Genomic DNA, 22,638 nt, shown 5'->3' on the forward strand with positions numbered 1-22,638 from the left:
CGAGCAGCTCGCGGATCTCGCCTTCGCTGGCGTTGGGGTGGTTCTTGCACAGGTCCACCGCACTCATCACCATGCCCGGGGTGCAGAAGCCGCATTGCAGGCCGTGGCATTCCTTGAACGCCGCCTGCATGGGGTGCATGGTGCCGTCGGGGGTGGCCATGCCTTCGATGGTGGTCACCTCGGCCCCCTGGGCCTGCACCGCCAGCATGGCGCAGGATTTGACGGCCCGGCCATTCACATGCACCGTGCACGCCCCGCACTGGCTGGTGTCGCAACCCACATGGGTGCCGGTGAGCAGCAAATGCTCTCGCAGCGCATGGACAAGCAGGGTATTGGGAGGGACGTCAACGCTGGCGGCGCGCCCGTTGACCGTGAACTGGACTTGCATCTGGCTGTCTCCTGGAAGGGTTTTTTGGCTGGATAAGCCAGCGCATCTTGTGCCTCGTACCCGCCACATTCCCTAGGGACAACCCTAGATTTCCGGCGCCCCTTGCTGGATATTCTCAAAATGAAACATGTTGCAGCGCACACCAGCGCATCATGCGCAGCTCAAGGATTCGGTTCACCATGCTGTCCTCCGCGCCCACCTCCCCCGCCCACCGCCACGCGCTGATTGCACAGGCGCGCCAGAGCCTGCTGGCGGATGGCGCAGCGCCCCTGCGGGCCGAGGTAGAGCCATGGATTGCGCGGTCGTGGCAACGCTGCCTGGCCCAGGGGCTCAACCCCACCCACCGGGTGGCTTTTGATGCCGTCAGCGCGACAGCGCTGCGCCACAGCCACGAGCAGAACCACCACCTGCTGCGCGCAGCGCGGCCCGTGCTGCAGCAGCTCACCCGCGCCATTGCGGGCATGCACTACTTCGCCATGCTGACCGACGCACGCGGCATCGTTGTCGATGTGCAAGGCCATTGCGACCCCGGCGACCCGCGCGCCAGCGCCATTGGCCGCGTGGGCATCGACCTGTCGGAAGCGGCCGTGGGCACCACTGCCATTGGCGCAGCCCTGGCGGAGCTGCAGCCGGTGTGGCTGCACCGGGGCGAGCATTTCTTTGACGACAACAGCAGCTACAGCTGTGCGGGGGCGCCGCTCTTCGGCCCCGACGGGCAGTGCATCGGAATGCTCGATCTGACCGGCGTGGATGTGCCCGAGCGGCCCGAGTTGCGCCACCTGGTGGCGCGGTCGGCCCGCGCGATGGAAGACGCCATGCTGCTGCAGCTGCCCCATGCCCTGCTGCTGCGCCTTAACTGGCCCGGCTGCCCGCTGGGCAGCGAAGGCGACGGACTGATGGCGCTGGACGGCGATGGGTTTGTGCTGGGCGCCAACAGCATGGCCCGCCAGTTGGTACCCCAGCCGCTGCGCACCCCGGGTGCACCCATCCACGCCAGCGAACTGCTGGCCATGCCATGGGCCATGCTGTTCGATGCCGCCCGGCGGCACGCTGTGCAGCCCATGGACTTGCCCTTGTGGTCGGGCCTGCGCCTGCACGCGCTGGCGCAACTGCCAGAACACGCCCGTGGGGCCTGCCATCTAGCTAACGCCATGCCCCCGGCGCTGGCGGGCGTGCACCCGGCAGCGGCGCCGCTGCGCCAGGCCGAAACCGCGCTGATCCGCCAGGCGGTGCAAGACGCCCGCGGCAACGTGGCAGAAGCTGCCCGGGCGCTCGGCATCAGCCGCGCGACGGTGTACCGCAAGCTGGGGCACCCCAAGGGGCTGTGACTGTCGGCGGGGGCACTGGCGCAGACGGGCGGCGCAGCGTGCAAAATCCAAGTGAAATTCGCCCCTAGCGCTTACCAAATAAGCGCTAATAGCTACAAATTAAGTAGCAAAACATGCCAACCGCAGTGTGCAGCAGCCGTGTCGGCATCAGACCTCGGCCAGCGCCAGCGCCACGGCGTTTTCTTCGACAACCAGCACGACCGGGCTGCCAGCACGCAGGCCACTGCCAGGCGCTGCAAAGCCCACCATTTGCAATCCACCCACCAGCGCGGCGGACACCTCATCGCCCGAGTCACCCCGCACTACGCGCGTGGCTCTGGCTTGCAGGCGGTGGGTGCCCGGCGCATCGATCGCTGCCGCATCGGCCTCGGATGCAGCAGCGGATGCCAGCCGCCCACCCCGCTCCACCCGCACCGCGGTGGCCTTGCACAGCGCCTGCACGGTCACCCCCGGCTGCAGGCCCAACAGTTCAGCGCTTTCGCGGGTGATGCGTGAGGCCAACGCAGAAGCGCCCTCGCCGTCGGCGCCAAGGCGCAGGAGCACCTCCACGATCTGCCCCCGCACCACGAGCCGCTCGACCACACAGGGCAACTGGTTGCGCATGCTGGTGCGCACGGCCAGCCGCGCCAGCGCAGGCCCCGCATGCGGCGTGGCCTGCCAGCGTGAGAGCACAGCCCCCCGCGCCTGCGCCATCGCATCGGCCGCCGCCAGCAGCTGGTGCCCCGCCTCGGTCAGCTGCGCACCGCCGCCCCCGGCCCCACCCACCGCACGGTCCACCAGCGGCGTGCCCGCCAGATTGGTCAGCGTGTCCACCGCCTGCCACGCGGCCTTGTAGCTCACGCCCACGGCACGCGCGGCTTGCGAGATGGAGCCACACTCGCCAATCTGGCGCAGGATGTCGAGGCGTTTGTCAGCCAGGGCATGGCCCAGGGCATCCGTGAGGGAGGGTGAAACAGGCATGGGTGGATGATGCCTGAGCACTGCCTTGTGGGGCCAGCGACGCAGGAGCGATGGGTAGCACAGGGTAACGACGGGCAGCGACAGGTAGCGACAGGTAGCGACAGGTAGCGGCGGGAGATTTGTCCATCGTGCATATACTCGCGCTATTCCATAAACGAATAGCGCTTTGACGCCGGCCCACCATGCAACATCGCTACACAAAAATGACCCGTTCCATCGCGCTCGCGGGGTGGGTCTTCGCGGCTCTTCACACCGCGCATGCCGACACCGTCTCCGTCGCTGTGGCCGCCAACTTCACGGCACCCATGCAGAAGATTGCGGCCGTTTTTGAGGCCGACACCGGGCACAAGGCCGAGCTCTCGTTCGGTGCCACCGGCAAGTTCTACGCGCAGATCACCCACGGAGCGCCGTTCCAGGTGCTACTGTCGGCCGACGACACCACGCCCGCCAAGCTGGAGCGCGAGGGCAAGGCGGCGCCCAATTCGCGCTTCACCTACGCCATCGGCACCCTGGTGCTGTGGAGTGCACAGGCCAACTATGTGGATGCCCAGGGCGATGTGCTCAAGAAAGGGGACTTCAAGCACCTGGCCATTGCCAATCCCAAGCTCGCGCCCTATGGCGCAGCAGCGGTCCAGGTGATGGACAAGCTGGGCGTTGCGGCTGCGCTGCAGCCGCGCCTAGTCCAGGGCGAGAACATCGCGCAGACCTTTCAGTTTGTCTCCACGGGCAATGCTCAGCTGGGACTTGTGGCGCTTTCGCAGGTAATAGTCGATGGCAAGGTCCGCAGTGGCTCGGCCTGGCAGGTACCTGCCAACCTGCACGACCCCATTCGCCAGGATGCCGTGCTGCTCAACCCTGGCAAGGACAGCCCGGCTGCCGCCGCGTTGCTCACCTACCTGCGCAGTGACAAGGCGCGCGCCATCATCCAGTCGTACGGCTATAGTTTCTGACACACCTGCGGGCTCTCGGACTGCTTCACCCTCTTCATGCCTTTTTCTAGCGCAGATTTGGCGGCCATTGGGCTCACGCTTCGCCTGGCGGCCACCACTATGGCTTTGCTTTTGGTGTTGTGCACGCCACTGGCGTGGTGGCTGGCGCACACGCCATCGCGCTGGCGCGGCCCGGTGTCGGCCGTGGTGGCGCTGCCGCTGGTGCTGCCGCCCACGGTTATCGGCTTTTACCTCTTGGTGACCATGGGCCCCAACGGGCCCATCGGCCAGTTCACGCAGTGGCTGGGCGTGGGCACCCTGCCCTTCACCTTCTGGGGGCTGGTGGCGGGCTCGCTGATCTATTCGCTGCCTTTTGCGGTGCAGCCGCTGCAGGCGGCGTTTGAAGCCATCGGCACCCGCCCGCTGGAGGCAGCGGCAACCCTGGGCGCCGGGCCGCTGGACCGCTTCTTCACCGTGGCGCTGCCGCTGGCGCGCCCGGGTTTCATCACAGCGGCCATCCTGAGCTTTGCGCACACGCTGGGCGAGTTCGGTGTGGTGCTCATGCTGGGCGGCAACATCCCCGGAGTGACGCGGGTGGTTTCGGTGCAGATCTACGACCATGTGGAAGCGCTTGAATACACGCAGGCGCATTGGCTGGCGGGCGGCATGGTGCTGTTCTCTTTCTTGGTGCTGCTGGGTCTGAACCTCACGCGCCGCCGCGCATCCATGGTGTCCTGATGGCCGACAACCAAATCGATGCACGCCTGATGCTCGCCCGTCCTGGTGGCTTTACGCTCGACGTGGACCTGCATCTGCCCGGGCGCGGCGTTACTGCCCTGTTTGGTCCCTCAGGCTGCGGCAAGACCACCTGCCTGCGCGCCATCGCGGGGCTGGCGCGCGCCCAGCCGGGCCGCGTGGTGGTCAACGGCGAGGTCTGGCAGGACGACGGCGAACACATCTGGCGGTCCACGCACCAGCGCGCGCTGGGCTATGTGTTCCAGGAGGCCAGCCTGTTCGAGCACCTGAGCGTGCGCGGCAACATCGACTACGGCCGCAAACGCACACCCCCAGAGCGGCACACCGTAGCGCTGGACCAGGTGGTGGACCTGCTGGGCATCGCCCACCTAATGGACCGCAGGCCCCACGCCCTGTCGGGCGGCGAGCGCCAGCGCGTGGCCATGGCCCGTGCACTGGCCACCGGGCCGCGCGTGCTGCTGATGGACGAGCCCCTGGCCGCACTGGACGCACAGCGCAAGGCCGAGGTACTGCCCTACCTGGAGCGGCTGCACCGCACTCTCGCTATCCCCGTGCTGTATGTCAGCCACGCCATCGACGAAGTGGCACGCCTGGCCGGGCACATGGTGCTCATGCAGGATGGACGGGTGCTGGCGAGCGGGAGCACCGAAGACATTCTGGTGCGGCTGGACCTGCCGCTGGCGCACGGTGATGCGGCCGCCTCGGTGATGCAAGGAACGGTGCTGCGCCACGACGCAGCAGACCACATCACCACCGTGCAGTTTGCTGGCGGGCAGTTGCTTCTGGCCAGCCCTACGGAGCGGCCGGTCGGCGACACGGTGCGCCTGCGCATCCAGGCGCGCGACGTCAGCCTGACCTTGGCCGAGCAGGTGAACACAAGCATCCTCAACATCCTGCCCGCCACAGTGGCTCAGGTGATCGATGACTGCCCCGGTCAGTGCATGGTGGCACTTGATGTAGGCCCCACCCGGCTGCTCGCCCGGATGACGCAACGCTCAGCCCAGGCCCTCACACTGCTCCCTGGCAAGGCGGTTTTTGCGCAAGTCAAAGGCATTGCGATCGTGAATTGAGCGCGGCTGCGGTGTCAAACCGCAGGGCACCAGCTCGATGCGACGACGGGCCGGCTGTGTAAGAAAAGGCACCACACTTCGGTCTTATGATGACCTCCAAAAAAGGGTGAGAGTGCATGGACATGGTTTCAATCTGGCACGGCGCTATACAGGCGTTTGCGGTGGGGTTTCCGCCGCTGCTGCAAAGCGTATTGTTCTGGGTGTTGGCATCACTGGTGGTGCATGTGTGTCAGCGGCTGGTGGAACACACGGCGTATTCGGTCGATCCATCCAGCCGCCGAATCAGTGCGTCGCACGCGGCACTGTGTATTGGGTGCATCGTGTGGGCGCTGGACGTGGTGGGGCTTTTCATGTATGCCGAACTCGCACACCACGTGCTAGAGCTGGTGCCCGCGCTCAGCGGCCTGCTCATCATGGCGATCAGTGCGCGCTTTACCATCCCCACGCTCAGCACCAGCGCCAACAAACGGCGCATTGTGTTTGCGGGCATCTTGCTGGCGGCGGGCATGCTGGCGGCGCACTTCACCATCACACGCGGTCATGTGAACAGCTTTGCGCAGGTGAACTGGCTGGCCATTGTGTTGTCCATGGCCACGGCCGTAGGGATTGCCACCTACACCTCCGTGCGCCACCGCTCGGCCAAGCTCAGCGTGCTTACGCCGCATTTTCGGCAGCAGACCTTTAAGGACAAGTTGCTGTGCGGCGGCGCCATCCTGCTGCTGCACTGGCTACTGGTCAACACGTTCCCCCTCCACCTGGGCGACCCTTCCGGCGAGTCCGATGGCATTGCGTTGATGGTCATCGTCTTATTGTTTGCCATCGCGGTGGCCATCGAGCAGTTGAGCAACATGCGCTGGGACGCGGGGCGCCAGCAGTTGATGCGCCGCGGGCTGTCGCTGATGCGGGTGTCCAACATGGCGCAGAACGCCGAGCGCGACATGGAGCTGTCGCTGATTGCCGATCACCTGCACACCCTGCTGCGGCCCGAGCGGCTGGCGCTGCACTTTCAGCCCATTGTGGATTTTCAGCAGCGCGGCGTGCAGTTTGAGGCGCTGCTGCGCCTGACCGACAAAACCCTGGGCAACATCAACCCCGAAACCTTTTTCTTGGTGTGTGAGTTGCAGGGCAAAACTGCCGAGGTGGACCGCATGATCCTGCGCAATGCGCTGGACTGCGTGAAGGCCTGGCAAGCTGCGGGGCTGCACGACACCGCTATCAGTGTGAACGTGGCCCCCATCACGCTGCTGGACGACGACTTTGCCCCCTGGCTGCGCGACGAACTGGCCCAGCGTGCGCTGCCCGCGCGCATGCTCAAGCTGGAGATGACAGAGCACGCCATCATTGCGCTGGGCTCGCAAACGGTGGCGGCCATCGACGACCTGGCCGCCATGGGCGTGGCCGTGCTGATGGACGACTTTGGTGCAGGTTACTCATCGCTGGGGATGCTGGCCGATCTGCCAATTGCAGGCATCAAGTGCGACCGCCTGTTTGTGCGCCAGCTGGCGCAGGACCGGCGCCGACAGTCGCTGCTGCGGCATGTGGGCGCGCTGGCGCAGGAGTTCGGTCTGTCGGTGGTGGTAGAGGGCGTAGAGACGATTGAAGAATTGCAAACCCTGGCCGCGGTGGGGCTGCACAGCATTCAAGGCTATGTGTTCAGCAAGCCGATGCCCGCTGCAGATGTGCCTGCATGGCACCAGACGGCCATGCAGCCGCAGCGTGCCGCGTTGCAGGCCGCACTGCTGGCACCCCGCAGCGCCTGGGCTGCCCACTCATCCCGCTCGCCCGCGCTGGCCCCGGTGCCGTGGGCACCCAGAACCTAAGCGCAACCTGCAAACACGTCTTGACTACACTCACAACACTCGTCCTGGGCGGCTACGGTAACTTCGGCGCCCGCATCTGCCGGGCGCTGGCTGGCGACCCGGCCAACCATCACCACATTGCGCTGTTGGTGGCAGGCCGCAACGCCGCGCATGCCAACGCGCTGGCCGCCACCCTGCACCACGGCGCACAGGGTATCGCACTGGACCACAGTGCGCCGGGCCTGGCAAACCGGCTGCGTGCACTGGGCGTGGGCCTTGTCATTCATACCGCAGGGCCATTTCAGGCGCAGGACTACGGCGTGGCCCAGGCCGCAGCCGACGCCGGTGCGCACTACATTGACCTGGCTGATGGCCGCCGTTTTGTGTGCGACTTTCCGGCCGCCCTGCACCCGCACTTCGCCGCAGCGCAGCGCACGGCCATCGCGGGCGCCAGCACCGTGCCCGCGTTGTCGTCCGCCGTGGTGGACAACCTCTGCGCGGGTTGGCAGCACATCGACAGCATCGACATCTGCATCGCCCCCGCACAGCGCGCGCCGCGCGGACAGGCCACGCTGGCGGCAGTGCTGACCTACTGCGGCCTCCCAATTGACATGTGGCGCGGCGGACGCTGGCAGCCCCAGCGCGGCTGGGCACAGCCTACCCCCGTGCAGTTCCATCGACTGCGCCCGCGCATGGGCGCAGTGTGCGACATCCCGGATCTGGAGCTGTTTCCGGCGCACTACCAGGCCCGTGACCGCGTGACCTTCCGCGCTGCGCTGGAGGTGGAGTTGGCGCAGCGCACCTTTGCTGCCATTGCCGCGCTGCGCCACTGGGGAGTGTTGCCCCATCCCGAAAAACTGGCCTGGCTGATGCACCACACGGGCGGAGTGCTGGACTTCATGGGCACGGGCCTGGGCGGCATGGTGGTGCGCGTGGCAGGCACCGACGCGCAAAGCCGCCCCCGCCGCCGCGCATGGCACCTTGCAGCCGATGACGACCATGGCCCCGAAATCCCCTGCATGGCGGCCGTTCTGCTGGCCCGGCAGATCGCTGCCGGCCAGACTCTGCCCACCGGCGCGCACACCAGCACCAGCCAGTTGCCACTGCAGGCCTTTGCGCCCGAGTTTGCCCGGTGGGGCATGGTGACGGACACGCTGGATGAAGCGCCGTAGCTCCTTCCATTTATCGGAGGCCCTGAAGCCATGCACCCAGCATCCCGCCAACTGTTGCGCCTGAGCCTTGTGTTCGTGTGGCTCGTCACGGCCATCGTCAGCGTGGTCGAGCTACAGGGGCAAAGCCGGGAACTGCTGGTCAGCCTCCCCCGTGCATTGACCGATCCGCGCCTGGCCACCGCCCTCATCCTCTCAGGTGCCGCCGCCGATGCCGCGCTGGGCCTATGGCTGGCATGGCGACCCGGCCGCGCAGCCTACTGGGCCGCCCTGGGCCTGATGGGTGTGATGACCCTGCTGGCCACCCTCATCGACCCCGGCTGGTGGCTGCACCCGCTGGGCCCGCTGACCAAGAACCTGCCCATAGCCGCCATCCTGCTGGTGCTGCTCAAAGACGCCGCACCCCCGTCGCCATGAGCCTGTACCTCATCCTCAAGTGGGTCCACATCGTCTCCAGCGTGCTGCTGGTGGGCACAGGGCTGGGCTCGGCGTTCTACATGTTCTTCACCAACCGCAGCGGCAACGTGCAGGCGCAGGCCGTGGTCACACGGCTGGTGGTGCGGGCGGACTGGTGGTTCACCACGCCCGCCGGTTTTGTGCAGCCTGCCACGGGCCTGGCGATGGCGTACATGGCGGGGCTGCCGTTGACAACGCCCTGGCTCGCCGTGTCGCTGCTGCTGTATGCCATTGCCGGGGCCTGCTGGCTGCCCGTGGTGTGGCTGCAGCTGCGCATGCGCGACATGGCAGCCGAGGCAGCACACAGCGGCGGCGAGCTGCCACCGCTGTACTGGCGCTACGCGCGCCGTTGGGAGGCACTGGGCTACCCAGCATTTGTGGCCATGGTGGTGGTGTTCTACCTGATGGTGAACAAGCCCGCGCTGGCGTTCTGAGGGGCTGAGAGGCAACCGCCCACTATCATCGCCCCATGCTGATCGAGACCCTGGACACCGCGCGAGACCTGGGCCGCCTGAAGGAAATTCTGGGCGTGATGGTGCGCCACGGCTTTGGCGATACGGTGCGCCGCATGGGTTTGGCCGACAAACTCGAACGCGCAGGCCAGGCGCTGAACTGGACGCACGCGGCCGACCTGGCGCGGGTGGAGCCGCCCGCGCAGGTACGGATGGCTCTGGAAGAACTGGGGCCGACCTTTGTCAAGTTCGGACAGATCCTGGCGGGCCGGGCGGACCTGTTTGGCCCCGAGTGGATTGCAGAGTTTGAAAAGCTGCACAGCCACGTGCCCGCCGTGCCCATCGAGGCCCTGCGCCCACAGCTGCGCGAAGACCTGGGCGGCGAGCCCGAAGACGTGTTTGCGTGGTTTGACCCCACCCCGCTGGCGGCCGCATCCATTGCCCAGGTGCACCGCGCCCGACTGCACGACGGCAGCGAGGTGATCGTCAAGATCCGCCGCCCCGGCATCGCCGACACCATCCATGCCGACCTGCGCCTGTTGCAACGGTTGGCCGCGCTGGCCGAGGCCGAGCTGCCTTCGCTCAAACCCTACCACCCGCAAGAGCTGGTGCGTGAGTTTGCGCGGTCCCTGCGCCGCGAGTTGGACCTGGCAGGCGAATGCCGCCAGGCCGAGCGCATTGCCTCCAACCTGGCCTCGCTGCCTCACATCGTGATTGCGCGCGTGCACTGGGCGCACACCAGTGAACGCGTCAACGTGCAGGACTTCATCGACGGCGTGCCCGGCAACGCGCTGGATGCGCTGACGCCCGAGGCAGGCTTTGACCGGCCCCTGCTGGCCCGCCGTGGCACACAGGCCATGCTCAAGATGATTCTGGAAGACGGTGTCTTTCATGCCGACCCGCACCCGGGCAACGTGTTCTATCTGCCCGGCAACCGCATTGCCTTCATCGATTTCGGCATGGTGGGGCGTTTGTCTGAACGCCGCCGCGACGACCTGCTGCACCTGCTGCTGGGCCTGGTGCAACACCAGCCCCAGGACGTGGTGGACGTGCTGCTGGGCTGGACCGGAGACGGCCCCGGCGTGAACGTGGGCCAGTTGGAGACCGAGATCGAGGCCTTTGTGGACCAGTACCACGGCGTGCCCCTGGCGCAGTTGGGCCTGGGCCAGATGCTGGCCGATGTGAGCGCCATATTGCGCGAACACCACCTGGGCCTGCCGTCGGACCTGGCGCTCTTGATCAAGGCCTTCATCTCGCTGGAGGGCATGGGGCGCAACCTGGACCCGGGCTTTCACATGGCGACCGAAACCCTGCCCCTGCTTCGGCAGATGGTGAGAAACCGCTACCAGCCCAAGGCGCTTACCGCCCGCGCATGGAGCACACTGCGGCGCGCGCTGGTCACCGTAGAGCAGCTGCCCGACGACCTGGCCCGGCTGCTACGCAATGCGCGACGCGGCAAGCTGCAGGTGGGCATCGAGTTGGCACACCTCAAGCGCGTGGGCGACCAGATCGACAGGTCGGCCAATCGCCTTGCGATGGCGCTTGTGATTGCGGCGCTGATCATCGGGTCGTCCATCGTAATGACCGTCAAGGGAGGGCCCACCCTGTTTGGGCTGCCAGCGTTTGGGTTCCTGGGCTTTTTTGGCGCCGTGGTGTGCGGGCTGTGGCTGGTGCGCGCCATATGGCGCAGCAGCCACCACAGGGACGATGAGTAGGGTCGGTACGCCCGTCCTCAGGGATGCCAAGAGTCACTTCACGGCATTAGGAAAAAACAGCTGCTCGCCGCCGATCTTGTAGCCCGCGATGGCGCTCTGGCCAGCGGGCGACACGATCCAGTCGACAAACTTCTGCGCGTCTTGCGCTTTGACATGGGAATGTTTGGCGGGGTTGACGACCATCACGCCGTACTGGTTGAAGAGCTTGGTGTCGCCCTCCACCAGCACCGCCAGATCTGCACGGTTCTTGAAGTTGAGCCAGGTGCCGCGGTCTGCCAGCACGTAAGCGCCGCTGGATGCAGCGATGTTCAGCGCCGGGCCCATGCCGCAGCCACATTCTTTGTATCCACTGCCCCTGGCAGCGTCAGCGCCCGCGAGCTTCCAATAGCGCAGCTCGGCCGCATGCGTGCCGCTCTTGTCGCCGCGCGAGATGAAGTTGCCGTTGGCGGACGCCAGCTTTTGGAGCGCCTGAACGATGTCCTTGCCTTTCGTTCCTGCCGGATCGTTTTTTGGGCCGACCAGGATGAAATCGTTGTACATCACGGGATAGCGCTTCACGCCCCAGCCCTCGGCCACAAACTTTTCTTCGGCGACCTGGTCGTGCACAAACAGCACGTCGGCGTCGCCACGGCGCGCCATGTCCAGCGCCTGGCCGGTGCCCAGCGCCACCACTTTCAGGTCCAGGCCACTGGCCTTCTTGAACTCGGGCAGCAGGTACGAAAAAAGGCCCGATTGCTCGGTGGACGTGGTCGATGCCATGGTGATGCTCTGTGCAAACACCGAACCAGACGCTACCAAAATAGTAGCTACTAGCGCTTTATGGATAAGCGCTGGATGCCTAAAAGGCTTGGACTTTTTTATCGCCGGGCCGCCCCAACATGAAAAAGCCTCCCCGAGGGGCAGCGACCGCACGAAGTGGGGAGCGTGGGGGTCAATTCTCGTCATACCAGTTCTCCTTTGACAAACAAACGGGCGGCCTCGGGCAGTGGGCCGTTGAAAAAGTCGTGCACCGGCAGGTCTGCCATCACACGGCCGTGCTCCATGTAGATGACGCGGCTGGCCAGGCGCTTGACCTGGCCCAGGTTGTGGCTGCTGAACACCATGGTCACCGGGTGCGCGGACCCGGCAGCGCCGTGGCTGGCGGCAAAGTCGGCCATCAGCGCCTCCACCTCGCGCTTGGCATGGGGGTCCAGGCTGGCGGTGGGTTCGTCCAGCAGCAGCACGTCGGGCCGCAGCGCCCAGGCGCGGGCCAGGGCCACACGCTGCTGTTGGCCCCCTGACAAGGTGCGCGCGTTCTGCGCCGCGATGTCTTGCAACCCTACGCGTTGCAGCGCGGCCAGCGCGGCAGTGCGCGCATCGCGCCAGCGCGTGCCCCGCAGCCACAGCGCCAGCGCCACGTTGTTTTGTGCGCTGGTGCGCAGCATGTGCGGGCGCTGGAACAGCATGGCCTGGCGCATATCGCCATTGCACTGAAACCCGCCCCCACTGGCATCGGCCAGGCCATGAAGCACCCGCAGCAGCGTGCTTTTGCCACTGCCATTGGCGCCCACCAGCGCCACGCGCTCACCAGGTGTGATGCGCAGCGTGACCTGGTCCAGCGCCTGCACGCGGCCGTAGCGCACGGTCACTTGGCGCATGTCCACCCAGGGCCGGGCCACGGGCGCGCTCATGCGCCCACCCCCACTGGCGTGCTGGCGGCGAAGCCATCCACCCGCTCGCGCCAGCGCCGCACCAGGGCGATCAGCACATTGAGCGCCAGCACCACGGCCAGCAAAATGATGCCCAGCGCCAGCGCCAGGGGCAGATCGCCTTTGCTGGTTTCCAGCGCAATGGCGGTGGTCATCACGCGCGTAAAGCCGTCGATATTGCCCCCCACAATCATCACCGCGCCCACTTCAGAGATCGCGCGCCCGAACGATGCGATCAACACCGTGAGCAGCGCGTAGCGCTCGTCCCATGCCAGCAGCAGGCTGCGCAGCAGCGGGCCCGCGCCCATCGACCGCAACTGCTCGCCATGCGCGCGCTCCGCGTCCTCCACCGCCTGCCGCGTGAGCGCGGTGACCACCGGCAAAACCAGTATGGCCTGCGCCAGCACCATAGCCTTGAAACTGAACAACCACCCCAACGACCCGAGCGGCCCGCTGCGCGACAGCAGCAAATACACCACCAGCCCCACCACCACCGACGGCACTGCCAGCAAGGTGTTGAGCACCGCCAGCACCGCACCGCGCCCCGCAAACCGGGCCACACCCAGCCAGGCACCCAGCACCAGACCCACGCCGCAGGCAATGAGACAGGCAGTGGCACTGACAGACAAGGACCGGCCCACGATGGTCCACAGAACGGGGTCGGACGAGAGGGTGAGTTGCAGCGCTGTGCTCGCGCTTTCAGACAGAGTGGACATCGGGACGGGGAAAGCCTTGTGATCGCGTTCGGCTATCGTAGGCACCCCACCAATATCCAGCGATATGAACGTCCGTGCATAGGGTCCAACTTCACTACACACTCAGCCGCGATGCGGGCAATGCAGTCATCCGCAATCCGCTGCCAGAACTGCTACAGGCCGTGGCCGAGCAGGGCTCCATCTCGGGCGCAGCGCGCGGGCTCGGCCTGTCTTACCGCCATGTGTGGGGCGCCCTCAAGCGCTGGGAGGACCAACTGGGCGGCGAACTCATCGTGTGGGGCAAGGGCCAATCGGCGCAGCTCAGCGAGTTCGGCACCAAACTGCTGTGGGCCGAGCGCCAGGCGCAGGCGCGGCTGGCCCCGCAAATCGCCGCGTTGCACGCCGACCTGGAGCGCGCGTTTGCCGTGGCCTTTGATCCCCATGCGCATGTACTTACCCTGTACGCGAGCCACGACGATGCCTTGGTGGCGTTGCGCGCACACGCTGCCGCACAGGCTGATGCGGGCGCACTGCACCTCGATATCCGCTTCACGGGCAGCGTGGACGCGATCCGCGCACTCAACGAGGGGCGGTGCACGCTGGCAGGCTTTCACACGGTAGAAGATGCCGCTGCCGACACGCTGACCGCGCGCACCTACAAGCCGCTGCTGCAGCCGGGCCTGCACAAGATCATCGGCTTTGCCCAGCGCACGCAGGGCCTCATCGTGGCGCCGGGCAACCCCCTGGCGCTGCATAGCCTGGCCGACGTGGTGCGCAAGGGCGCGCGGTTTGTGAACCGGCCGCTGGGTAGCGGCACCCGGGTATTGCTGGACGACCTGCTGGCCCAGGCTGGTGTTGCAGCCGACGCCCTGACGGGCTACGCACTGAACGAGCCCTCGCACACCGCCGTCGCCGAGGCCGTGGCGGCCGGCGCAGCCGATGTGGGCATGGGCATCGAACTGGCCGCCCGTGCGCGCGGACTGGGCTTTGTACCGCTTGCGCATGAGCGCTACCACCTGGCCTGCCTGAAAGCCAGCCTGGACCAACCCGCCACCGTGGCGTTGCGCAATTTACTGCAAACCCCGGACTGGCAGACACGCATGGCGGCCCTGTCCGGCTATGCGCCCTGGCACTGCGGAGAGGTGCTGGCGATGAGCAGCGCGCTGCCGTGGTGGCAGTTTGCACGCCGCAAGCCAGCAAAAACATCTAGGAAGAAACCCTAATTGCTCCTATATATGTAGCAACAAGGTCAGCCTCTGCCAAGGGATAGCCCCGTCACGCTGCCGTCAGGCTCGGCCTAAACTGCTCCGTAGAATCGCGCCCTTGTAAAAGTTAGTCGGGTGGCTTTCGTTGATCCGGGGGCCACACCGCATGTCATACAAGCGGCCTTTCAATTGGAGACACCATGCAGGCTTTACTCAAATTTTCCAGGGCAGTGGACTGGCTGAGCAACGGGGTCGGCAAGCTCAGCATGTGGCTGATTCTGGCCACCACCCTCATCAGCGCCGGCAACGCCGTAGTGCGCAAAGCATTCAATATCAGCTCGAACGCGTTGCTGGAGATCCAGTGGTACCTGTTTGCCGGGGTGTTCATGCTGGGCGCGGGCTATTGCCTGCTCAAAAACGCCCATGTGCGCATTGATTTCATCGCATCACGCCTGTCAGCGCGCACCCGCAACTGGATCGACATCGTCGGCATCCTGGTGGTGCTGTTCCCGTTCTGCCTGATCTGTATCGACCTCGGATGGCCGCTGTTTGTGCGTGCCTGGGAGTCGGGCGAAATGTCCCAAAGTGCGGGCGGCCTGGTGCGCTGGCCTGCCTATGGGCTGATCCCGCTGGGCTTTGCGCTGCTGCTGTTGCAGGGAGTGTCCGAGCTCATCAAGCGCATCGCATTCTTGCGCGGTGTGGGGCCCGACGCACTCTCGCACGACGATGAACCCACAGAAGAAGAAAAGCTCGCTGCCGCAATGGCCGAGCAGCTCGAACGCGAGTCCCTCGCACCCACTCCCTCCAAGGCGGGCTAAGCCATGCTAGTGACCTTCCTCACACAGAACTTCGTACCGCTTCTGTTCTGCGGCCTGCTGCTGCTGCTGCTGACGGGCTTTCCGGTGGCCTTTGCGCTGGCAGCTGCCGGCATGGGCTTTGGCTGGGTCGGCATTGAACTGGGGCTCTTCCCCTCTGTGCTGTTCCAGGCGCTACCGCTGCGCATTTTCGGGATCATGCAGAACGACACGCTGCTGGCGATTCCGTTCTTCACCTTCATGGGCATCATCCTGCAAAAATCCGGCATGGCCGAAGACCTGCTGGAGACCGTGGGTCAGATCTTCGGCCCCTTGCGGGGCGGCGTGGCGATTGCCGTCATTTTGGTGGGTGCGCTGCTGGCAGCCACCACCGGCGTGGTGGCCGCGGCCGTAATCTCCATGGGCCTGATCTCGCTGCCCATCATGCTGCGCTACGGCTACAGCCGAGTGCTCGCCACCGGTGCCATCACCGCGTCGGGCACGCTGGCGCAGGCCATCCCGCCGTCGCTGGTGCTGATCGTGCTGGCCGACCAGCTGGGCCGCTCGGTGGGCGACCTGTATGCAGGCGCCCTGGTGCCAGGCTTCATGCTGGTGGGCCTGTATGTGCTGTTTGTGGTCATCGTGGCCATCGTGCTGCCCAAGTGGGCACCTGCCCTGCCGCCTGAGGCACGCATTTACCGCGAACCCAATGGCAACTCGGGCCACAAGTCGCTGCTGGCGCTGGTTGTCGTTTGCGCAGCCGTAGGTGTTGTCTGGGCCCAGGTGCACGACGGTCTGATGACACGCTGGCTCGAACGCAGCATGCCGTCGCCCAAGGACGAAATAGTCATCTTGTCGATGACGCTGGCATCGCTGACGGCGCTGTTCCTGTCGATCATCAACCGGGTGGCTCGCCTGGGCCTGCTGTCTCGCCTGGCCGAGCAAGTGACCTTTGTGTTAATGCCCCCGCTGATACTGATCTTCCTGGTGCTGGGCACCATCTTCCTGGGCATTGCAACGCCCACCGAAGGCGGCGCCATGGGCGCTGTGGGCGCCCTGGTTCTGGCGATGATCAAGCGCCGCCTGAGCTGGACCCTGATGCAGGAAGCCATGGACAACACGGCGCGCCTGGCCTCGTTTGTGCTGTTCATCCTGATCGGATCCACGGTGTTCAGCTTCACCTTCAATGCGGCCGATGGCCACATCTGGGTAGAGCATCTGTTTGACAAGGTGCCGGGCGGTCAGCTGGGCTTCCTGATCGTGGTGAACCTGCTGATCTTTGTGCTGGGCATGTTCATCGACTTCTTCGAGATCGCGTTCATCGTCGTGCCACTCTTGGTGCCTGTGGCCGAGAAGATGGGCATCGACATGATCTGGTTTGGCGTGATCATCGCGATGAACCTGCAGACCTCGTTCCTCACACCGCCATTCGGGTTTGCGCTGTTCTACTTGCGAAGCGTGGCGCCACGCAACGACTACAAAGACAGGGTGACAGGGGCCAGAATCCGCGCTGTGACCACCACGGAGATCTACAAGGGCTCCATCGCGTTCATCTGCATCCAGATCGCCATGGTGGCGCTGATCATGGCCAACCCAGGACTGGTGACCGGCAACGTCGACAAGGCTGAAACCATGAGTGAGGAGGACGTGCTGGAACGCCTGAACAACATGGGCGGCGACTTTGCTCCCCCAGCCGACCCGACCCTGGACGCCGCGAGCGACCCCGCTGCTGACGCAGCCCAGGGCGATGCACCGGCGGTATCTTCAGACGAGGTTGATCCGCTCAAGGCCTTGCAAGACTCGATGGCGAACGACAAGAAGAACTGAACGGCGACGGTGCCAGCAGCGGCGATCAAGCTGCTGCACCGGGTTTCCAGAAGCGCCTAAAGGTCGCAGGTTTCAATAGCTGCGACCCGACAAGAAAAGCCCCCTGACAGGATTTCTGTCAGGGGGCTTTTTCATTTGTACTGAATGCAGCGCGCGGGAGGAGGCTGCGCTGAAAACGACCGAACGCGCCCCGCCCACGATATTGCCCCATGCCTGTCAAACCATTTCAAAGAAGGTGTGCTCATTGCGCGTCTCTTCAGGCCTCTCAGCAGGCCCCAGAAGCATTCAACAGCACCTTCGCCCCCTGAGCGCGCCCGAGGCTGCCCTCTGCGCCCCCAGCGCAACAGCGAAAGGGCCACGTCTCCACCTGCTACCTGCTACGCACCACCCATCAACACAAACGAAAAAGCCCGCCGGGCAAACCAGGCGGGCTTTGAAGATCTTGGGGGGCACAACGTCTGACGCTGCCGCCCCGCGCTTGCGCGCTTAGACCTTCTGTGCGGACATGAAGGTGTCGTAACGGGCTTCGGCAAAACGGAACCAGAGGATCTGGTCGCGCTGGAAGGTACGCATGTCGGCGTAGATCTTCTTCCACTCTGGGCTCTTGGCGTCGTTCTGGGCAAACACTTCCATCGATGCCTTGAACGATGCGTCCATCACGGCTTGCGAGAAAGGCAGCACCTTGGTCTTGGCAGCCACCAGCTGCTTCAGGGCTGCCGGGTTCAGTGCGTCGTACTTGGCCAGCATGTCAGAAGCAGCAAGCGCGCTGGCAGCTTCAACGATGGCGCGGTTTTCAGCCGACAGGGACTCCAGCGCCTTGTTGTTAATGAAGAAGTCCACTTCAGGACCGCCTTCCCACCAGCCGGGGTAGTAGTAGAACGGGGCGACCTTGTTGAAGCCGAGCTTCTGGTCGTCGTACGGACCCACCCACTCGGCAGCATCCAGCGTGCCCTTTTCGAGCGACTGGTACACCTCGCCACCAGGAATGCTTTGGGGCACTGCGCCCAGCTTTTGCATCACTTCGCCCACCAGGCCGCCGCCCAGGCGCATCTTCAGGCCCTTGAAGTCAGCAGGCGACTTGATCTCCTTGCGGTACCAGCCGCCCATCTGGGTGCCCGTGTTGCCGCCTGCAAAGCTGGTCATGTTGTAGCCGTTGTAGAACTCATTCATGAGCTTGCGGCCGTTGCCGTGCATCATCCATGCGTTCATCTGGCGGGCGTTAAAGCCAAACGGAATGGCCGAGCCCAGCGCAAAGGCGGGGTTCTTGCCATAAAAGTAGTAAGGAACTGTGTGGCACATCTCCACAGTGCCAGCCTGTACGCCGTCCACCACGCCAAAGGGAGGCAACAGATCGCCACCGGCATGCACGGAGATTTCAAACTTGCCACCCGACATGGCCTTGACGGCCTTAGCGAAAACCTCAGCGCCGCCGTAGATGGTGTCCAGCGACTTTGGGAAGCTGGAGGCCAGGCGCCAACGAACGGCTGCCTGGGCGTGGACAGCAGGTGCTACGCCTGCAGCCAGCACGCCAGCGATGCCGGCCTGCTTGATGATTGAACGACGATCCATGAGGTTCTCTCCGATATAGTGATTGCAAAACTTAGGAGCAGCGTTGTGCGCGGCGACCCAAGGACATGTTTCAGCCGCATTCATTGTAGGAACATGCCCCCTGGCACTTTTGCGGGTTTTCCCGCGAAAACTCAACGTCTTGTACAAGACTTCAGGGTTCTGCAAGCATCTGCGGGACAGCACAAAAAAGGTGCACAGCAAGCCCCGACATCCGCCCGAAAAATCACGCCGAAATCTGTAACCTCAAAGACGCTACCCAGCGGCAATCACGGGGCGCTTGTGTGCAGAAAGCGTGCCTCTATCGAGGCGCGAATGCCCGCGGCATCCAGCCCTTGCAGCGACATCAGTTTGGCTGGGTCGCCGTGTTCGATGAACACATCGGGCAGGCCCAACTGGAGCAGTGGGCGCACGATGGCGGCGGCGTTGAGCGCCTCGGTGACCGCACTGCCAGCGCCGCCCATGATCGCGCCGTCTTCCAGCGTCACCAGGGCGTCGTGGTGTTCAGCCACTTCGCGCAGCAATGCTTCATCAATGGGCTTGGCCCAGCGCATGTTGACCACGGTCGCATCCAGCGCCTCGGCGGCTTCCAGCGCGGGATACAACAAGGTGCCGAACGACAGAATGGCAATGCGGGGTGCATTGACGCTTGAGTTAACGCTAGAGTTGGCGTCGGTGCCCTTGCGCGCACGGCGGATCTCGCCCTTGCCGAACGGCAGGCCCTCCAGGTTGCCAAGCGGAGCCACCCCCGCACCGCTGCCACGTGGGTAGCGCACCGCCACGGGGTGGTCTTGCTCGAAGGCGCTACTGAGTAGCTGGCGGCATTCGCGCTCGTCGGCGGGGCATGCCATGCTCATGTTGGGAATGCAGCGCACGAACGGGATGTCATACGCACCGGCGTGCGTGGCACCGTCGGCCCCCACAAGGCCTGCGCGGTCCAGCGCGAAAACCACGGGCAGGTTCTGCAGCGCCACGTCGTGAATCAACTGGTCATAGCCGCGCTGTAAAAAGGTGGAGTAAATAGCCACCACGGGCTTGACGCCCTCGCACGCCATGCCGGCTGCGAACGTCACCGCATGCTGCTCGGCAATGCCAACGTCGTAATACCGGTCCGGAAACCGCTTTTCAAATTCCACCATGCCCGAGCCTTCGCGCATGGCGGGCGTGATCCCTACCAGACGAGCGTCGTGCGCAGCCATGTCGCACAGCCACTGACCGAACACCTGGGTGAAGGTGGGCTTGGGCGCAGAGGTGCTTTTGACGAGGCCCACCGCAGGGTCGAACTTGCCAGGACCATGGTAGGCCACGGGATCGGCCTCGGCCAGCTTGTAGCCCTGGCCCTTTTTGGTGACCACGTGCAGGAACTGCGGGCCCTTAAGGCTCTTGATGTTCTCCAGCGTCGGGATGAGCGAATCCAGGTCGTGCCCGTCGATGGGGCCGATGTAGTTGAAGCCGAACTTCTCGAACAGGGTGGCAGGCACCACCATGCCCTTGGCCTGCTGCTCAAAGCGTTTGGCGAGTTCGAGCAGCGGCGGTACGGGGCGCAGCACGGTCTTGCCCACGTTCTTGGCGGCTGCGTAGAACTGCCCGCTCATGAGCTGAGCTAGGTAGCGATTGAGCGCACCCACGGGCGGGCTGATGCTCATGTCGTTGTCGTTCAGCACCACCAGCAGGTTGGCATCGGCCACGCCACCATTGTTGAGCGCCTCAAAGGCCATGCCTGCACTCATGGCGCCGTCGCCAATGATGGCCACGGCGTGGCGATTTTCGCCCTTGCGCTTGGCAGCCAGCGCCATGCCCAAGGCGGCCGAGATGCTGGTGCTGGAGTGCGCGGTACCAAAAGTGTCGTAGATGCTTTCAGCGCGCTGCGGAAAGCCCGAGATGCCGCCCAACTGGCGCAGCGTGTGCATGCGGTCGCGGCGGCCGGTGAGGATCTTGTGCGGATAGGTCTGGTGGCCCACGTCCCACACCAGACGGTCGTCGGGGGTGTGGAAGACGTGATGCAGCGCAATCGTCAGCTCGACCGTACCCAGGTTGGAGCTTAAGTGCCCGCCGGTCTGCGAAACGCTTTCGATGACGAACCCACGCAGCTCGGCGGCCAGTGCCTTGAGGTCTGCGCGCGAGAGCTGGCGCAGGTCGGCCGGGTCATTGATGGTCTGCAGCAGGGGGAAGGACATCGTGGACATTTACTATATTTTTAATAGCTGCTAGCGCTTTATGGATAAGCGCTAGAGGCCAATTTGACACAATTTTCAGCACTCGGCGGCGCTATGGGCTGGTGCAGCGTACACGGTGTGGGCGTTGGCTTCAGTAGGAACGCCGCACCACCATGTCAGCGAGCGCGGCCAAAGCGCGGGTATCGGGCAAGCCGCTGCGGGCCAGCGCGGAATGCGCTTCCACCAAAAGCTCCTGAGCATAGGCCTGCGCGCGGGCAAGGCCCAGCAACGAGACATAGGTGGGCTTGTCGGCGGCGGCATCCTTGCCTGCGGTCTTACCCAGCGTGGCCGAGTCGGCCACTACGTCCAGGATGTCATCCACCACCTGAAACGCCAGGCCCATGGCGGCACCGTAATCGGACAGTGCCTGGTAAGCCGTGGCGGCGGCGTGACCACACACCGCGCCCATCAGCACACTGCCTTGCAGCAACGCGCCGGTCTTGAGGCGGTGCATCTGGCGCAGCTGGTCTTCCGCCAGCGCAACGCCCACGCTGGCCAGATCAATCGCCTGGCCCCCAGCCATGCCCGCAGAACCGGCTGCACGCGCCAGCAGACGGCACAGGGTGGCCTGGATTGCGGTCGGGATCAGGCTGTCGTCGGGTGTGAGCAACTCAAACGCAAACGCCTGCAAGGCATCGCCCGCCAGCAGGGCCGGGGCCTCGCCAAACTGCACGTGCACCGTCGGCTTGCCCCGGCGCAGCACGTCGTTGTCCATGCAGGGCATGTCGTCATGCACCAGCGAATAGGCGTGGATCAGCTCGACCGCGCAGGCTGCACGGATGGCCGCGTCGTCCAGCGCGGGCGTGGCCACAGATGCGCTGCTGCACACCGCCTCGTAAGCCGCCAGCACCAGGAGCGGCCGCAGGCGCTTGCCACCATCGAGCACGGCATAGCGCATGGCGTCACCCAAGCCCGCCGGAGCGCCCTCGCCCACCCATTGCGACAGGGCCTGCTCGACCCGGGTCAGGTGGTTCTGGCTCCACGGAGCCACGTCAAATGCGGAACCCATCGGCATGGACATGGCACTCATTCCTGCGTCCAGGGTTGCAGCTGGCCGTCGTCCAGCACCTTGATCTGGTCCTGCACGGCATCGAGCCTTTTGCGGCAAAAAGCCAGCAGCGTGGCGCCACGCTGGTACCCCGCCAGCATGTCATCCAGCGGCAGTTGGCCGGACTCGATGCGGGCCACGAGCTGCTCAAGCTCTTCCAGGGCCGCCTCATAGCTGGCAGGTTCGGCAGGTCGAGCGGCAGTTGCGGGGGCCTTGGGCATGGAGGGAGCGGCAGAGCGCAGGTGAAAAACCGGCCATTTTAGGCGCAGCAGCGCGGCGCCGGTGTCGGATAAACGCTGGGCTGATGCTGCGGCACCTGTGCGGGCGTGCCCATGTTTCCTATTCACGTAACGGGGGTGCGGGAATAACCCCACCGCCTATAATCCCATTCACTTCGAGCCGGCCCCCTTCTGAGCCGGTTTTCTTTTTCCAGATGCGCTCTTCCCAGGCGCACCTCCCACACTTTCTCCCTGTGGGGAGTCTTTAGGTCAGGTCACCCATGTCTGATTTAAGTCTTCAACTGCAGCAGGCCGCAAGCCAACTACCAGTTTCAAGCTACTTTGACGATGCGCTGTTC

The 22,638-nt window shown here is 64.9% G+C and carries 21 protein-coding genes; 12 read left to right on the forward strand and 9 right to left on the reverse strand.

Annotated features, from left to right (window positions below):
- Window positions 1-388: (2Fe-2S)-binding protein (locus ACK4OE_RS20025; protein ID WP_409887384.1), on the reverse strand; the 388-nt coding region annotated here is incomplete at its 3' end.
- Window positions 389-567: 179 nt separating this feature from the next.
- Here ACK4OE_RS20025 and ACK4OE_RS20030 point away from each other — a divergent pair.
- Window positions 568-1,716, forward strand: a complete 1,149-nt coding sequence (locus ACK4OE_RS20030) for a helix-turn-helix domain-containing protein (protein WP_409887386.1) — start codon at window positions 568-570, stop codon at window positions 1,714-1,716.
- Window positions 1,717-1,863: 147 nt separating this feature from the next.
- Here the strand turns inward: ACK4OE_RS20030 and ACK4OE_RS20035 are convergent, their stop codons facing one another.
- Entirely contained in the window at window positions 1,864-2,676 is an 813-nt protein-coding gene (locus tag ACK4OE_RS20035; RefSeq protein WP_409887388.1) for a TOBE domain-containing protein, read from the reverse strand.
- Window positions 2,677-2,879: 203 nt separating this feature from the next.
- Here ACK4OE_RS20035 and modA point away from each other — a divergent pair, with 203 nt between their 5' ends.
- The 8 genes from modA to ACK4OE_RS20075 all read left to right on the forward strand — a co-directional run bounded on the left by modA (window position 2,880) and on the right by ACK4OE_RS20075 (window position 11,022).
- Window positions 2,880-3,626: a molybdate ABC transporter substrate-binding protein gene (gene modA / locus ACK4OE_RS20040; RefSeq protein WP_409887390.1), complete on the forward strand. Its 747-nt coding sequence runs from the start codon at window positions 2,880-2,882 to the stop codon at window positions 3,624-3,626.
- Window positions 3,627-3,662: 36 nt separating this feature from the next.
- Entirely contained in the window at window positions 3,663-4,343 is a 681-nt protein-coding gene (gene modB / locus ACK4OE_RS20045) for a molybdate ABC transporter permease subunit (protein WP_409887392.1), read from the forward strand.
- Window positions 4,343-5,431 (forward strand): molybdenum ABC transporter ATP-binding protein, encoded by a 1,089-nt coding sequence (modC, locus tag ACK4OE_RS20050; protein WP_409887395.1) that lies wholly within the window; start codon window positions 4,343-4,345, stop codon window positions 5,429-5,431. The genes modB and modC overlap by 1 nt, the downstream gene beginning before the upstream one ends.
- 116 nt (window positions 5,432-5,547) lie before the next feature.
- Window positions 5,548-7,251 carry an EAL domain-containing protein gene (locus tag ACK4OE_RS20055; protein ID WP_409887397.1) on the forward strand — a complete coding sequence of 568 codons (1,704 nt, stop codon included), beginning with the start codon at window positions 5,548-5,550 and terminating at the stop codon, window positions 7,249-7,251.
- Between the two features lie 20 nt (window positions 7,252-7,271).
- Window positions 7,272-8,402 carry a saccharopine dehydrogenase NADP-binding domain-containing protein gene (locus tag ACK4OE_RS20060; protein WP_409887399.1) on the forward strand — a complete coding sequence of 377 codons (1,131 nt, stop codon included), beginning with the start codon at window positions 7,272-7,274 and terminating at the stop codon, window positions 8,400-8,402.
- A gap of 30 nt (window positions 8,403-8,432) precedes the next feature.
- Complete coding sequence (locus ACK4OE_RS20065) at window positions 8,433-8,816, forward strand: DoxX-like family protein (protein WP_409887401.1); 384 nt, start codon at window positions 8,433-8,435, stop codon at window positions 8,814-8,816.
- The gene (locus tag ACK4OE_RS20070; RefSeq protein ID WP_409887403.1) at window positions 8,813-9,289 is read left to right on the forward strand and encodes a DUF2269 family protein; all 477 of its coding nucleotides are present in this window, start codon (window positions 8,813-8,815) and stop codon (window positions 9,287-9,289) included. Before ACK4OE_RS20065 ends, ACK4OE_RS20070 begins: the two co-directional genes overlap by 4 nt.
- 35 nt (window positions 9,290-9,324) lie before the next feature.
- Window positions 9,325-11,022: an ABC1 kinase family protein gene (locus ACK4OE_RS20075; protein ID WP_409887404.1), complete on the forward strand. Its 1,698-nt coding sequence runs from the start codon at window positions 9,325-9,327 to the stop codon at window positions 11,020-11,022.
- Window positions 11,023-11,055: 33 nt separating this feature from the next.
- Here the strand turns inward: ACK4OE_RS20075 and ACK4OE_RS20080 are convergent, their stop codons facing one another.
- The 3 genes from ACK4OE_RS20080 to ACK4OE_RS20090 all read right to left on the reverse strand — a co-directional run bounded on the left by ACK4OE_RS20080 (window position 11,056) and on the right by ACK4OE_RS20090 (window position 13,426).
- Complete coding sequence (locus tag ACK4OE_RS20080; protein ID WP_409887406.1) at window positions 11,056-11,781, reverse strand: extracellular solute-binding protein; 726 nt, start codon at window positions 11,779-11,781, stop codon at window positions 11,056-11,058.
- A 182-nt stretch (window positions 11,782-11,963) separates the two neighbouring features.
- Window positions 11,964-12,692, reverse strand: coding sequence for a phosphate ABC transporter ATP-binding protein (locus ACK4OE_RS20085; protein WP_409887408.1), 729 nt, complete (start codon window positions 12,690-12,692; stop codon window positions 11,964-11,966).
- Entirely contained in the window at window positions 12,689-13,426 is a 738-nt protein-coding gene (locus ACK4OE_RS20090) for an ABC transporter permease (protein ID WP_409887410.1), read from the reverse strand. Before ACK4OE_RS20090 ends, ACK4OE_RS20085 begins: the two co-directional genes overlap by 4 nt.
- A 74-nt stretch (window positions 13,427-13,500) precedes the next feature.
- On the opposite strand from ACK4OE_RS20090, the gene ACK4OE_RS20095 reads away from it, so the two are divergent.
- The 3 genes from ACK4OE_RS20095 (at window position 13,501) to ACK4OE_RS20105 (ending at window position 17,231) form a co-directional block, all read left to right on the forward strand.
- Entirely contained in the window at window positions 13,501-14,628 is a 1,128-nt protein-coding gene (locus ACK4OE_RS20095) for a substrate-binding domain-containing protein (protein WP_409887412.1), read from the forward strand.
- 182 nt (window positions 14,629-14,810) lie between these two features.
- Window positions 14,811-15,428 carry a TRAP transporter small permease subunit gene (locus ACK4OE_RS20100; protein WP_409887414.1) on the forward strand — a complete coding sequence of 206 codons (618 nt, stop codon included), beginning with the start codon at window positions 14,811-14,813 and terminating at the stop codon, window positions 15,426-15,428.
- A gap of 3 nt (window positions 15,429-15,431) precedes the next feature.
- Complete coding sequence (locus tag ACK4OE_RS20105; RefSeq protein WP_409887416.1) at window positions 15,432-17,231, forward strand: TRAP transporter large permease subunit; 1,800 nt, start codon at window positions 15,432-15,434, stop codon at window positions 17,229-17,231.
- Between the two features lie 486 nt (window positions 17,232-17,717).
- Here the strand turns inward: ACK4OE_RS20105 and ACK4OE_RS20110 are convergent, their stop codons facing one another.
- The 4 genes from ACK4OE_RS20110 to xseB form a co-directional block, all read right to left on the reverse strand.
- Window positions 17,718-18,800 (reverse strand): TRAP transporter substrate-binding protein, encoded by a 1,083-nt coding sequence (locus ACK4OE_RS20110; RefSeq protein WP_409887418.1) that lies wholly within the window; start codon window positions 18,798-18,800, stop codon window positions 17,718-17,720.
- Window positions 18,801-19,066: 266 nt separating this feature from the next.
- A complete protein-coding gene (gene dxs / locus ACK4OE_RS20115; RefSeq protein WP_409887420.1) occupies window positions 19,067-20,983 on the reverse strand; it encodes a 1-deoxy-D-xylulose-5-phosphate synthase in 1,917 nt (638 codons plus the stop codon).
- Window positions 20,984-21,104: 121 nt separating this feature from the next.
- Window positions 21,105-22,043, reverse strand: a complete 939-nt coding sequence (locus ACK4OE_RS20120; RefSeq protein WP_409887422.1) for a polyprenyl synthetase family protein — start codon at window positions 22,041-22,043, stop codon at window positions 21,105-21,107.
- Window positions 22,040-22,282, reverse strand: a complete 243-nt coding sequence (gene xseB, locus ACK4OE_RS20125; protein WP_409887424.1) for an exodeoxyribonuclease VII small subunit — start codon at window positions 22,280-22,282, stop codon at window positions 22,040-22,042. Before xseB ends, ACK4OE_RS20120 begins: the two co-directional genes overlap by 4 nt.
- Window positions 22,283-22,638 lie beyond the last annotated feature (356 nt).

The sequence above is a fragment of the Acidovorax sp. genome, from assembly GCF_046314175.1.
Classification (GTDB): Bacteria; Pseudomonadota; Gammaproteobacteria; order Burkholderiales; family Burkholderiaceae_C; genus Acidovorax.